This is a genomic window from Alteromonas sp. MTD1, from assembly GCF_042848195.1.
GTDB lineage: Bacteria > Pseudomonadota > Gammaproteobacteria > Enterobacterales > Alteromonadaceae > Alteromonas.
The window spans coordinates 148394-161849 of sequence record NZ_BTGG01000005.1 but is presented as its reverse complement, the minus strand read 5'-3'; the positions used below and the strand labels follow the sequence as shown (position 1 = coordinate 161849).

The 13456-nt window shown below is 44.8% G+C and carries 10 protein-coding genes; 4 read left to right on the top strand and 6 right to left on the bottom strand.

What is annotated here, in order from left to right:
* Positions 1 to 79 precede the first annotated feature (79 nt).
* Together ACGHAV_RS08370 and purL are read right to left on the bottom strand one after the other, a co-directional pair.
* Positions 80 to 220, bottom strand: coding sequence for a hypothetical protein (locus ACGHAV_RS08370; RefSeq protein WP_334012709.1), 141 nt, complete (start codon positions 218 to 220; stop codon positions 80 to 82).
* Positions 221 to 484: 264 nt separating this feature from the next.
* On the bottom strand, positions 485 to 4372 hold the full coding sequence (gene purL, locus ACGHAV_RS08365) for a phosphoribosylformylglycinamidine synthase (protein ID WP_390379015.1): 3888 nt from the start codon (positions 4370 to 4372) through the stop codon (positions 485 to 487).
* A 176-nt stretch (positions 4373 to 4548) separates the two neighbouring features.
* On the opposite strand from purL, the gene mltF reads away from it, so the two are divergent.
* Entirely contained in the window at positions 4549 to 5931 is a 1383-nt protein-coding gene (gene mltF, locus ACGHAV_RS08360) for a membrane-bound lytic murein transglycosylase MltF (RefSeq protein WP_390379012.1), read from the top strand.
* Positions 5932 to 6063: 132 nt separating this feature from the next.
* The gene (locus tag ACGHAV_RS08355; protein ID WP_390379009.1) at positions 6064 to 6219 is read left to right on the top strand and encodes a hypothetical protein; all 156 of its coding nucleotides are present in this window, start codon (positions 6064 to 6066) and stop codon (positions 6217 to 6219) included.
* 85 nt (positions 6220 to 6304) lie between these two features.
* Here ACGHAV_RS08355 and tadA read toward each other — a convergent pair whose 3' ends face one another.
* A complete protein-coding gene (tadA, locus tag ACGHAV_RS08350) occupies positions 6305 to 6868 on the bottom strand; it encodes a tRNA adenosine(34) deaminase TadA (protein WP_334012703.1) in 564 nt (187 codons plus the stop codon).
* Positions 6869 to 7201: 333 nt separating this feature from the next.
* Here tadA and ACGHAV_RS08345 point away from each other — a divergent pair, with 333 nt between their 5' ends.
* Positions 7202 to 7429 carry a hypothetical protein gene (locus ACGHAV_RS08345; RefSeq protein ID WP_390379339.1) on the top strand — a complete coding sequence of 76 codons (228 nt, stop codon included), beginning with the start codon at positions 7202 to 7204 and terminating at the stop codon, positions 7427 to 7429.
* A 169-nt stretch (positions 7430 to 7598) separates the two neighbouring features.
* On the opposite strand, the gene ACGHAV_RS08340 is transcribed toward ACGHAV_RS08345, so the two are convergent.
* On the bottom strand, positions 7599 to 9566 hold the full coding sequence (locus tag ACGHAV_RS08340) for a cation:proton antiporter (RefSeq protein WP_390379006.1): 1968 nt from the start codon (positions 9564 to 9566) through the stop codon (positions 7599 to 7601).
* Positions 9567 to 9943: 377 nt separating this feature from the next.
* Between ACGHAV_RS08340 and ACGHAV_RS08335 the strand changes: the two genes are divergently transcribed.
* Positions 9944 to 10843: a GGDEF domain-containing protein gene (locus ACGHAV_RS08335; RefSeq protein WP_390379003.1), complete on the top strand. Its 900-nt coding sequence runs from the start codon at positions 9944 to 9946 to the stop codon at positions 10841 to 10843.
* Positions 10844 to 10958: 115 nt separating this feature from the next.
* Here the strand turns inward: ACGHAV_RS08335 and tilS are convergent, their stop codons facing one another.
* Both tilS and accA read right to left on the bottom strand, forming a co-directional pair.
* The gene (gene tilS / locus ACGHAV_RS08330; RefSeq protein WP_390379000.1) at positions 10959 to 12410 is read right to left on the bottom strand and encodes a tRNA lysidine(34) synthetase TilS; all 1452 of its coding nucleotides are present in this window, start codon (positions 12408 to 12410) and stop codon (positions 10959 to 10961) included.
* Between the two features lie 54 nt (positions 12411 to 12464).
* Positions 12465 to 13421 carry an acetyl-CoA carboxylase carboxyl transferase subunit alpha gene (accA, locus tag ACGHAV_RS08325; RefSeq protein ID WP_334012697.1) on the bottom strand — a complete coding sequence of 319 codons (957 nt, stop codon included), beginning with the start codon at positions 13419 to 13421 and terminating at the stop codon, positions 12465 to 12467.
* Between the last annotated feature and the right edge of the window lie 35 nt (positions 13422 to 13456).

Genomic DNA, 13456 nt, shown 5'->3' with positions numbered 1-13456 from the left:
TCACGCTACAAATCTGAAGTGTATAAATGATAAAGGCCCGTATCAATATCTTGATACGGGCCCTCGAATTTTTTTCAGACTACTTAACTGAAGACTGCACACTCAGCGGCGATGGAGCTTCGGCAGATTTTGCAGAAGTGCTAAACACAGCAGTTACAAACATCAGCACTACAGCAACAGCGACTCCGGTTAAGCCAAACCCTTTTGAAGAACGATTCATTGGTCGTCTCTTATTATTTAAAACCAGCACAGTGATAGTGACTGGTACACCCCAACTGAACTCCTGTAACCTTTTCGCATTCCTTGCTTGCATTACAATAAATCAGTGACAACTTGATGACAAGCGCCAAAATCACTTTTTTGACGCTTTCCCAAACATTTGACATAAGAAATACACTGACTAACAAATAAACGACTAATTTTGCGTATTTTCAATTACATTTAGTGATGAAAATTTCAAAAAAAGCCGTATATCTTTGAGTTATTAACCCACAAACTTTCGTGCATTTCTAAAGATACGCATCCACGCACCATCCTCTTGCCAGTCGTCTGGTCGCCAAGAGTTAGCAACAGCACGGAATACACGTTCAGGGTGAGGCATCATAATAGTGCTACGACCGTCCTGTGAGGTAAGTCCTGTTATGCCCTGTGGCGAACCATTAGGGTTAGCCGGATATTGCATAGTCGGGTTGCCATAGTTATCAACATAGCGCATTGCTACTTGCTGACCTACGTCACTTAAGGCTTGCTCATTTGCAAACTCGGCCTGCCCTTCACCGTGTGAAACCGCAATAGGCATACGTGAGCCAGCCATACCATCTAGCAGTACCGATTTCGACTCCATCACTTCAACCATGGCTACACGCGCTTCAAAGCGTGCAGACTGGTTCGTCACAAAATGAGGCCAGTGCTCTGTGCCAGGAATAAGTGACTTCAAGTTTGAAAGCATCTGACATCCGTTACAAACGCCTAAGCTGAAGGTATCTTCGCGGTTAAAGAAACCTTCAAATTGATCACGAGCCATGCTGTTGAACAGAATTGATTTAGCCCAGCCTTCACCTGCACCCAGTACGTCACCGTAAGAGAAACCGCCACATGCAGCTAGCCCCGCAAATTGCTCAAGAGTAACACGGCCTGACAAAACATCGCTCATGTGTACGTCTATTGCGTTGAAGCCAGCACGGGTGAACGCCGCTGCCATTTCTAGATGCGAGTTAACACCTTGCTCTCGTAAAATAGCGACTTTAGGTTTTACACCTTTGGCAATGTATGGCGCCGCAATATCGTCGTTTACGTCGTAACTTAACGCTACATGTAAACCTGGGTCTTGTGAATCTTGCTTGGCAGCATGTTCTTGTTCAGCGCAAGCAGGATTGTCGCGTAGTTTTTGCATTTCAAACGTAGTTTGCGCCCACGTTGTACGCATAGAAACGCGACTATCAGTAAGGATACAAGTACCGCCACGAGAGAACTCAATAGTATCTGAAGCATTCAGCGTACCGATATCGTGCGTTAATGCACCTAAATCGAATTGTGCAAAGATTTGGTTAACCGCATCAATGTCGTTTTCAAGTACCTGAATAACGCCGCCCAGCTCTTCGTTAAAGAGGACCGCAATATCGCTTCCAGACAATGCATCAAGGTTAACACTTACCCCAGTCTTACCTGCAAACGCCATCTCAGCAACTGTAGTGAATAAGCCACCATCAGAACGGTCATGATAGGCTTGTACCAGACCTTTTTCGATAAGCGCCTGCATGGCATCGAAGAAGGCTTTTAAACGTGTAGCTGAAACTACATCTGCTGGGCTATCGCCTAACTGCGTGTAAACTTGCGCCAAACAGCTCGCACCTAAACGGTTCTTACCTTCACCTAAATCAATAAGCAACAAGCAGCTATCGCCCTTATCTGTGCGCAGTTGTGGCGTTACCGTTTTACGAATATCCTTAACCGCACCGAATGCTGAGATAACAAGCGAAAGCGGAGACGTTACCGCTTTGTCTTCACCGTTGTCTGTCCATGCGGTTTTCATCGACATTGAGTCTTTACCCACCGGAATGGTTAAACCTAGCTCAGGGCACAGCTCTTCACCAACCGCTTTTACTGCTTCGTAAAGACCAGCATCTTCTCCAGGGTGACCTGCCGCGGCCATCCAATTTGCCGATAACTTAATGCGTCTAATGTCGCCAATGTTTGCTGCTGCGATGTTAGTTAGTGCTTCACCTACCGCCAAGCGAGCAGATGCTCCATGTGATAGGAGTGCTACTGGTGTACGTTCACCCATCGACATCGCTTCGCCGTGATAGGTATCAAACGCAGAAGCAGTTACCGCAACGTCAGCAACCGGCACCTGCCAAGGACCTACCATTTGATCGCGACTTACCAAACCTGTCACCGAACGATCGCCAATCGTAATTAGGAAGGTTTTTTCCGCCACCGTTGGCAACGACAAAATACGTTGAGCCGCCTCGCTAAGCGTGATACCGCTATCGTCTAATGCCGCAGAATTAGCCGTTAAAGACGTTACATCGCGATGCATTTTAGGTGGTTTACCTAGCAATACATCCAGGGGCATATCGATAGGTTTGTTATCGAACTGGCTGTCATTTAGATTAAGATGCGGCTCTGCTGTAGCTTCACCTACTACCGCAAAAGGTGCGCGTTCACGTGCACAAATTGCTTCAAAAACAGGTAGGTTTTCAGGGGCTACCGACAATACATAGCGTTCTTGCGACTCGTTACACCAAAGCTCAAGCGGCGTCATGCCTGGTTCGTCAGACAATACTTTGCGTAGCTCAAAATTACCGCCACGACCGCCGTCATTCACAAGTTCCGGAAGTGCGTTAGACAAACCACCCGCGCCCACGTCGTGAATAAATTGGATAGGGTTGTTATCACCCAGCTGCCAGCATGCATCGATGACTTCTTGGCAACGGCGCTCCATTTCAGGGTTATCACGCTGTACTGAAGCAAAGTCTAGATCTTCGTTTGATTGACCAGATGCCATAGATGATGCTGCACCACCGCCTAGGCCAATGTTCATTGCAGGGCCACCTAACACAATAAGTTTAGCACCTACCGTTATTTCGCCTTTTTCGATATGTTCACGACGAATGTTACCTAAACCACCTGCAAGCATAATTGGCTTGTGATAACCGCGCACTTCAACACCGTTGAAGCTATTTACTTCTTGCTCGTAAGTGCGGAAATAGCCCAACAGGTTTGGACGGCCAAACTCGTTGTTAAATGCAGCCCCACCTAGCGGCCCTTCAATCATAATATCAAGAGCACTAACAATACGCTGTGGCTTGCCATATTCTGCTTCCCACGGCTGAACTGCACCAGGAATACGCAAGTTTGATACGGTAAAACCAACTAGGCCCGCTTTTGGCTTTGAGCCACGACCTGTTGCACCTTCGTCGCGAATTTCACCGCCAGAGCCAGTAGCTGCACCTGGAAATGGTGAAATGGCGGTTGGGTGGTTGTGCGTTTCCACCTTCATTAGAATATCGATGTTTTCATTGTGATATTCATATTGATGAGACTGAGGGTTAGGGAAGAAACGGCCCGCTTGCCAGCCTTCCATTACTGCTGCGTTGTCTTTGTATGCAGAGTAAACGTGATCAGGCAGTAGCTCGAACGTGTTTTTAATCATCTTAAACAGTGACTTTTCTTGTTCGTCACCATCGATGGTCCAGCTTGCATTAAAGATTTTGTGTCGACAATGCTCAGAGTTTGCCTGAGCAAACATATACAGTTCTACGTCAGTTGGGTTCCTACCCAGTTTCGTAAAACTGTCAAAAAGGTAATCAATCTCATCATCAGCAAGTGCAAGGCCCAATGTTAAGTTTGCACTAACAAGTGCTTCTTTGCCTTCACCCAATACATCAACCGTAGCAAAGGTGTTTGCTTCGGCCTGCGTAAACAGTACTGCTGCGTCTGCTGTTTGCGTAAATACCGACTCTGTCATTCGGTCGTGTAGAAAGCTTGCAACATGCGCATAATCGCTTTCGCTTAATGCGGTTTCCGTTTCAATATAAAAGGCACAGCCGCGTTCAATGCGATTGATTTCTTTTAAGTTACAGTTGTGAGCGATGTCGGTGGCTTTAGAAGACCAGGGAGAGATAGTGCCAGGGCGAGGAGTAATAAGGAAGAGGGTTCCAGAAGGTGATTGTGCTTGCCTCGCGGGGCCGTAAGTGAGCAGCTTTTCTAGTATCTCTATGTGCTGCTTAGACAAATCACCTTGGGTATCGACTAGGTGAACATATTCACTGTAAAGGTTTTTCACCTTAACGCCGGATTGACCCAGCTTTGCAATCAGTTTAGTTTGGTTAAACTCTGATAGTGCGGGAGCGCCTCTTAGGACCAACATATTGTTTTACCTGGTTTGTTAGAAACAACGACCACCAATGCGACCCGTTGCCTCTTGGATTGATGAGTATTTCGGCGCGGATTATAGAGTAAATATCATTCCTTGGTAACCTCATAACGCGCTAACATGACGTTTTTTTTAAACTTAGTTGGTTTAATAACAATAAGTAAAGGTTTATGCAGCAAGACGGCTATAAAAAGCGATTAAAAACATTCTTGGTAATCACATTTACTGCATTTTTGTTCAGCTGTGGTACGCCACACGTGCCAACGGCATTATCATCACTACTTGAACGCGAATCTATTCGAGTAGGTACGGTTTATGGCGCAGCAACATATTATAACGGTGCGGAAGGTCCTCAGGGTTTTGAATACGAATTGCTAGCTGGTTTTGCCGACTACTTAGGCGTAACGCTCGACGTTTATCCTTTTTACAATTACGACGAAATGCTGCAGCAGTTGGAAGACGGCAATCTGGATATCGTAGCAACGGGTGATGCTGTTACCAGCCAGTTGATGGCTCGATTTGACTATGGCCCTCGCTATCAACAAGTTAAACAACAGCTGGTATTTCAAGCGGGCACAGCGCGTCCACGCAGTATACAAGACCTTGAAGCACCAGTGGTATCGGTGACAGGCAGCAGTCAGTCATTTTTGCTTTACCAAGCGCTAGAAAACACCAATAGCGAGGAAGATAAAAATAAGCTTGTTACCACTGAAGATTCTGATTTAGAAGAACTGCTTCAACAAGTCGCGCTTGGTGATATTTCATATACTGTGGCCGACAGTAACCGTTTAGCTTTACAGCGTCGCCGCTATCCAAACCTTGCTGTTGCTTTTACTGTTAACGACGCCATGCCCATGGCATGGGCCCTGCCCCGCAACCAAGATGATTCAGTAAAAGCAGCGCTTATTGAATACTTTGGTACCGTGCATCAGTCGGGGTGGTTTACGGTTTTAGAGGACAAGTATTTTGGGCACATTCGCCAGTTTGATTATGTCGATAGCCGCGCATTTAACGCTGCCGCTGAAAACACCCTTGTTCAATATGAAGCACTGTTTAAACAGTACTCAGGAGATTTAGACTGGCGTTTGCTTGCTGCCATGAGCTATCAAGAAAGTCATTGGGAACCCGATGCAGTTTCACGCACAGGCGTTAGAGGGTTAATGATGCTCACACTCGATACTGCGAGCGACTGGAATGTTGACGATAGAACCGATCCAGAACAGAGCATTCGCGGTGGTTCGCGCTACTTTGCAAGCCTCCTTCAGCGTATTCCAGCACGTATTGGTGAACCAGATAGAACCTGGATGGCAATGGCCGCGTATAACATTGGTATGGGACACCTTGAAGACGCAAGGATCCTTACAGAACGTCAAGGAGGAAATCCTGACTTGTGGGTAGATGTTAAACGCCGACTACCGCAGCTGCGCCAGAAAAAGTATTACCGTACTACGAAATACGGATATGCTCGTGGAGATGAAGCATTAACCTATGTTGAAAACATACGTCGTTATTACGATAGCTTAGTGTGGCTCGACGAACAGGGTAAAATTTAAGCTCAATTCAAACCATCAATGGCTTGATAACTGTCATTTCGGTGTCATCTTACTTATGTACAGTAAAAATATCGCTTCACGTGAGGCGTGCTGTCCCGTATTGCTATCAAGAAGATGCTGCAAGGAGGATAAATGAAGAAAAACCGTTTTATGAGAAAAGGAACACCATTGAAAAATAACAATCGACGTAGAATGATGTTGAAACGTTGTCACCAAAAAGTATTGCAACGCCGCAAGCTATTTGTAACCACCGACTTATTTACCCAATTGGTACGCCCTGCTAACTAGCCGTGATACCTATTAACCGCAATACTTATTAATCAAGATATTATTATACAAGATACCATTAGCCGAGATTCTATTAGCTAAGATACTAGGACTTTTGGCTTTCTTTTTTGGCTTTTTTAGCCGCTTTTATTTCCTTCCTGCGCTTTTGAAAAAACTGCGACAACTTTGTAGCGCATTCATCAGCAAGTACACCAGATTGAATATCGACTTGATGGTTAAGCGCAGGATGTTGAAGTAAATTCATTACTGAACCCGCCGCGCCTGTTTTCGCGTCCCACGCACCAAACACCACTCGTTTAACCCTAGCATGCACAAGCATTCCCGCACACATAGAGCAAGGTTCAAGGGTGACATATAACGTAGCGTCAACCAAGCGATAGTTCTGGATGTGTTGTGCTGCGTCTTTTACCGCACGCAACTCTGCATGAGCTGACGGGTCATTATCACTTATTGGTGTATTCCACCCTTCTCCTATCACCTCATCATTTAATACAACGCATGCGCCTACAGGCACCTCACCAATGGCTTCTGCTCTGTCTGCTAAAGCAAGGGCATGTCGCATCCATTTCACGTCATGCTCGGTAGTTGGGCTTAAAAGCGTTTCACTTTCAGCACTGTTCTGTTTTTTGTGACTATTTTCGTTACTCATTCGTCAATTTTACTACTTCGGGTGGTGAAATACGTTAACTGGCTGTGCTTCACGCAATATAAAAAACACTTAAACAGCTAATAATTAATGACTTTTGTCACTTGGCAACAGATTTGCAAATAATGCATAGTAGCTTACATAGTAGCTAAACTAACCGAACTAAATACGCTGCGATATGCAAACCGCTACATCTTTTACTTAAAGAATATGACCGATAGTGGTTATAGTAACAAAAGGGCTATCGCAGTAAGTAGAAAAATAGAAGGGCAGGCGAAATACCCTGTTCTCAACTACACTTTTTAAACATCACTAGAGAGGGATACCGCCGTGAACATGACTGCCGTTGCTATTGTTGCCATTTGTGCTTGGGCACTTGTTACTATTATCGAAAGTGCTAAAGATAAAAAAGGTAAAAAGCTAAATACCAAAGAAGCTGATGCTTACAAAACTGAGATTGCTGAATTAAAAGAGCGTGTTTCTGTACTGGAAAAAATTGTAACAGACGAACGTTACGACCTTAAAAAACAGTTTGCAGATTTAGAAAAAGACCGTGTTGCGTAGTCTTACTGACAACGTTGACTTTAAGCCGTCTTTTTCATCAATATCTGCACTTAACTGCTTATAGCAAGCGACGCCTTAATATTGGTTAGTCTCTATCTGATAAGGCTTTAAACACCGTTTGCCCAATTTTTTGGGCAGCGGTTTTCATACAGCTTCAAACAAAGATGAACTAACTTCCTTCCAACAGTCGCCTTTCAGCACGTTCAACGCGTCTTGGTTTACCCGCTATCACCAAAACATCATGGGCTTTTAGAACTGCGTCACTATCGGGGTCTTTAATTTCATTTCCATCTCTTCTTAGCCCTTTTACATTCACGCGCATACGTTCAAAGTCTATTTGTTTTAGCGATTTACCAATACACGACGCGTGCTCAGACAAAACAATGGCATGGATAAACTCCAACTTATCCTCCGTTCCATAGGTGATTTCCGTTGTTTCGCCTGGGTAAAAACCGTGCATATGATCGTAGCGACCTTTTCGTTCTGCACGGACTCGTTTTAAAATTCGCGACATAGGCACACCCGCATAATGCAGAACCTGTGATACCAGCATTAAGCTACCTTCTTGTAGTTCAGGCACTACCTGATTGGCGCCTGCGGTATACAAGCTTTCTAACTGATAGTCGCGCTTTGTTCGCACCATTACGTCTATGGTGTCTACTAAGGAACGCGCTTGTGTAATAACCTGCTTCGCTTTATCTACTTGGTCAAATGTCACCAAAACCAATTTGGCTGTTTTAAGGTTAGCACTTTGCAGAATGTCTTTTTGGCTAGCATCACCAAAAATCACAGGCTCGCCCGCATTACGACTCTCGTGAACACGCACTGGATCCATGTCAATTGCCACAAAGTTAATACCTTCCATTTTTAACATTCTCGCTACTGACTGCCCCACGCGCCCGAAGCCACAAATAATAACGTGGTTTCGCAATAGCTCGGTGTGTAAGGGATGATTTTCTTCATCGACAAGAATATCTTTGTTCACAATGCGTTTTGCTATTAATACACTGTTATTCATAAGCCATGGCGTAAGCGCCATACTGATTACGCCCATGCAAACAATTAATGAGGACTGCTCGCTGGTAAGTACACCATGAGTGGTTGCCAATGCCGCTATAACAAAACTGAACTCACCAATTTGACACAGTTTCACACCCGCAGACCAACCATCGACAGCATCAGTTTTCACTAACACTGACGCAGCCCGAACCAACATCACTTTTACGATCATTAGTGCAAACACACCAAAAACAATCTCAAACAAACTGTTCATTAACACCGTAAGTTCTAGCTGCATGCCAACCGTTACAAAAAACAGCCCCATCAAGATATCTCGAAATGGCCTGATATCAGCTTCTAGTTGATATTTATACTGGCTTTCACCTAGCATCATTCCCGCAAGAAAAGCCCCTAGCGCCATCGAAAGGCCAAAGTAATAGGTCAGCCCGCCGGCTAATAAAGCAATAAGAATGGTAGTAAGAACAAACAGTTCATCGGTTCGCGTTCTCGCGATTTCTCGAAACACCCAAGGTAGTAACCACTTACCAACAGACATCAAAAAGGCAATAACAAACAAGCCTTTAAGCAATGCCTCACCCAAAGCCATTGCAATACTGACCTCTCCTTGTTGTGCTAACAGCGGAATAGCAATTAAAAAGGGCACCACTGCAAGATCTTGAAACAGCAAAATACTTACAGCAAGCTGTGTTCGGCGATTATTCAGTATGCCCATCTCCGTGGCTTGCTTGATTACTATTGCCGTTGAGCTTAGCGCTAAAGTTCCGCCAATAATGATTGATGCACTTAGCCCAATGCCAAGAAAATAAGGTACGCAAGTAAAAACGGCGGTGGTCAAGACCATTTGACCAAGGCCCACACCAAAAACTAATGAGCGCATGGCAAGTAGTTTGGGTAAAGAGAACTCCAACCCTAAAGAGAAAAGAAGAAAAACGATGCCCACCTCTGCCAGTAAATGCATTTCTTCCGGGTGAGCAAAAACGGAAAGAATTTGAGGGCCGGCCAATACGCCGGCAAAAAGATACGCCAAAATTGGCGGTAAATGTACTCTTTTGAACAATGCCACTGCGCAAACTGAGATAAACATTAACAGTACAATATTTAAAAAACTAGTTCCCACACAACCTCCATAGCCCGCAGCTTTTAGCTAGCTCACCCTCAAAATTCGCTTTTTCTTATTGCTTATTGTCTATCACTTTTTTTAACGGCGAGCGCCTAGTTTACCTCGAATCTCAAAACAACAAACATACCTTGTATATCCCATTCACTGAAGGCTAATGAAGTTCTTATTGAGCTCTTATATAGCTCATATATAGCAGCGTCAATTTTACTGTTGGCATTCAGTTTGCAACTACCCTGCTAACAGGTGCAAATCCGGCAAGTTTTGCCGCTGCCAGCGATAAATGGGCTTCTAGAGGCTTCTACTCGCCGCAGATTCGTCAGGGCTTTGACGCTTATTTTTTGCATATCGAAGCACATTTGCATAGAGGTATTACCGTGGATTTATCAACGCCTATCTACGATAGCACACAACATAACAACTTTTATCCAGCTGAGAGTACCGGAAACGCGCTATCGGTTAGCGAACTTAGCGGTTTTATAACGCAACTTCTCTCTACGCTTGAGTTACAAGAGCTAGGTGCTCTGTATTATCAACAGCTAAATACACTTTTACCTGTTGTAGGCCTAAGCCTTTCAGACTTTGATGCGCGCTGGGTGTTCGGTCACGCAAAGATATCTTCAACGTTAATTGATTTACCGCTTAAAAACGTGTCTTCAATATCTGGCGAACAAGCTCAAGCCTACTATTACATTAGTTCACCCTTGTCATTGTCGCAACGAGAAACATTATTCCAACTTCATGATTTATTTGGAAAACAGGTAAAACATGCCATAGAGCACCTGCGCTTAAAGCAGATGGCAACAAAGGATGCACTGACTGGATTAAGCAACCGCGGTGGCTTCGAACAATCAATGATTAGACAGCAGGCGTGGGCGCAAAGACATGGCGAAACGTTCGCATTGCTCGTAATCGATTTAGATAACTTTAAGTACGTGAATGATAACTTTGGTCATCGCGAGGGCGATAAAGTACTTGCTCATGTCGCTTCCCTCCTTATAAATGTGCTTCGTGATGAGGACGAGCCATTTAGATTCGGTGGCGACGAGTTTTGCTGTTTGCTTGACTGCCAAAACCAGCAACAACTTGCTTGTGCCGCTGAACGTATTCAGGCAAAGATAAACGGCTCAAGCTATTTAGCGAGGATGGGCGTATCTTGTAGCTTAGGAGGCGCAATTTATCGAGATAGCGATACTACAAGCACACTTTTCGACCGCGCTGACAGCGCGCTTTATAGCGCGAAGAATGCAGGTAAAAATACTTATCAAGCTGCGTAATGAGCAATAGAACGGGGTCACAGAAAGTGGCAACAATAAAAGCACAAAAAAGCGGCAGTGAATTGCCGCTTTTTGCTATTAACTGAAAAACGCTTGTGATGTTTTCAACACGTTTTTAAGTATTTATAAGCAAGTCACCTGTTAACTTAATACTTATCCCCGCTTGTCGGGGCTCTAACCATTCGACTGTTTTATTAAGTATTAGTGCCACAGGCTTATCATTAATATAAATTACTGGCACGCCATCGCGCTCCCACAAAGGTACTCGCCACACCTTAAACCAGTCTTTCAAACTTTTCGTCACGCTGGCAGCTTCGGGTTTTACTTTCAAAGCGCGTTTGTTTGTTTCCAGACGAATACTCGGTGTAGTTGTAGAAGTAGGCATATTTGCAGGTGTGGGCGTGACACTGTCCTTCGTTGGCGCATTCATCACAGTATCGCTAGATTTTTCCACATCAACAACCAGTGTTATACCCAACCAAGGCAGCTGCACGGGCTTTCCGTTTTCAATGATCAGATATTTTTCCGGCAAGACCTGCTGTTTTTCAACCCAATATAAATCGTGTTGGAAACGTGCCACCTTTCCCCATTTGAAAAGCACTTCTGGCGTAGCGTCTTGTTTCGCTGAAAGCATTTTAATTACTTCGTCAACTTGCGCTTTACTAGGCGGTAATTCAGCATGATTGGTAAACCACGCTCTTAATACATTGGCTTGCCATGGTACAGACAACGATGCCAATGCGTCACCGTTTAATTGGTTTTCAGATACCATACAACGCTGCAAGTGCTGCTGTGCAGTATCATTTAATAACACGGACTGCTGAGCGCATAATTCGGCGCTTCGACTTACCGTTTTTGCAAGCTTTGGCCAGCGTGCCACAAGCTGAGGGATAATGTCGTTACGCAAAAAATTTCTGTCAAAGCTATTTTGTGCGTTGGACTCATCTTCCACCCAAGCGATACTTTCTTGCTTGGCATATTGCACAATAGCTTGCTTTTCTAACGACAGCATAGGGCGCAGAACAAGTACACCATCGCGATAAGTCGCTTCGCCCATTGCAGCAAGGCCTTGAGGTCCAGCACCGCGTTTTAATTGAAGCAATACGGTTTCAAGCTGATCTTCGGCATGGTGCCCAAGCAGCAATACACCGTTAACTTCTTTACAAACGCGAAGCAGCGCTTCATATCGGGCTTTGCGCGCCTGAGCTTCAAGACTTGTTCGATTTTCCTGCGCCACTTCAACAGTAGCAAGATGAAAATTAACGTCGCTCAAACGACACTGCAATTCACAGTGGCGTGCCCATGCGTCTGCGTTATCGCTTAACCCGTGGTGAACATGAACGGCATGTAGCTCTCCACCTTCTTGGTCTCGTAAGCTAACAGCGGCATGAAAGAGTACTGAAGAGTCTACACCGCCGCTGAATGCGACAACGAGCGGTGTATCGATAGCAAGGTTAAATTCGGTAAGTGTATGGGTTATACGCTTCGCTACATGTTTAGCTATGTGTGTAGCAACATGCTGTGCATTTACGGTATGCTCATGCGCGTTTTCTAATTCACTTTTCACAGATCAAAGTTCACTTACCGGCAATACCTTTATTACTTATTGAGCTTGAGATGTTTAGCAATAACCAAACGACATTAAGCGTGAATAACGCTCATCCATCAATTTGGTTTTATCTAACTCTTTTAGCTGGTTAAGCTGCTGCTTAATCACGGCTTTTAAGTTAGCCGCCATTGAGTTGTGGTCTCTATGGGCGCCACCTAACGGCTCTTCAACGATATTGTTAATTAGACCCAGTTCTTTAATTTGCGGTGCACTGACACCCATTGCCTCGGCAGCAAGTGGCGCTTTTTCAGCGCTTTTCCACAAAATAGAGGCACAGCCTTCAGGTGAAATTACAGAGTATGTAGAATACTGAAGCATATTCACACGGTCGCCTACACCGATAGCTAGTGCGCCGCCCGAACCACCTTCACCAATTACCGTACAAATGATAGGTACATTAAGCTCAGCCATTTCAAATAGGTTTTTTGCAATCGCTTCACTTTGACCACGCTCTTCAGCACCAACACCTGGGTATGCTCCCGGCGTGTCGATAAACGTAATAATAGGCATATTAAAGCGTTCAGCCATTTTCATAAGGCGCAGTGCCTTACGATAGCCCTCAGGCTTCGGCATACCAAAGTTACGCTTAATCTTTTCATGGGTATCACGGCCTTTCTGATGACCAATAACCATTACCGGTTGGTCATCTAGCATTGCTGGGCCACCCACAATAGCCTTGTCATCTGCAAAAGCGCGATCGCCGGCTAGCTCATCGAACTCGGTAAAAATACGCGGAATGTAATCAAGCGTATAAGGCCTCATTGGATGGCGGGCCAGCTGTGATACTTGCCATGCGCCAAGGTCAGAAAAGATCTTCTTGGTAAGTTCGGCACTTTTACCACGAAGCTTATTGATCTCTTCTTCAATACCTACATCAAATTCGCCACCTTGATTCACCAACCTTAGCTCTTCAATTTTTGCTTCTAATTCGGCTATTGGCTGCTCAAAGTCCAAAAACTGTATACTCATTTCATGTCCTATTCGTACTACGCTCGTCTATGCAA

Coding starts and splice junctions, on each gene's coding strand:
- ACGHAV_RS08370 (WP_334012709.1), bottom strand. CDS start 220: ATGAATCGTTCTTCAAAAGGGTTTGGCTTAACCGGAGTCGCTGTTGCT.
- purL (WP_390379015.1), bottom strand. CDS start 4,372: ATGTTGGTCCTAAGAGGCGCTCCCGCACTATCAGAGTTTAACCAAACT.
- mltF (WP_390379012.1), top strand. CDS start 4,549: ATGCAGCAAGACGGCTATAAAAAGCGATTAAAAACATTCTTGGTAATC.
- ACGHAV_RS08355 (WP_390379009.1), top strand. CDS start 6,064: ATGAAGAAAAACCGTTTTATGAGAAAAGGAACACCATTGAAAAATAAC.
- tadA (WP_334012703.1), bottom strand. CDS start 6,868: ATGAGTAACGAAAATAGTCACAAAAAACAGAACAGTGCTGAAAGTGAA.
- ACGHAV_RS08345 (WP_390379339.1), top strand. CDS start 7,202: ATGACTGCCGTTGCTATTGTTGCCATTTGTGCTTGGGCACTTGTTACT.
- accA (WP_334012697.1), bottom strand. CDS start 13,421: ATGAGTATACAGTTTTTGGACTTTGAGCAGCCAATAGCCGAATTAGAA.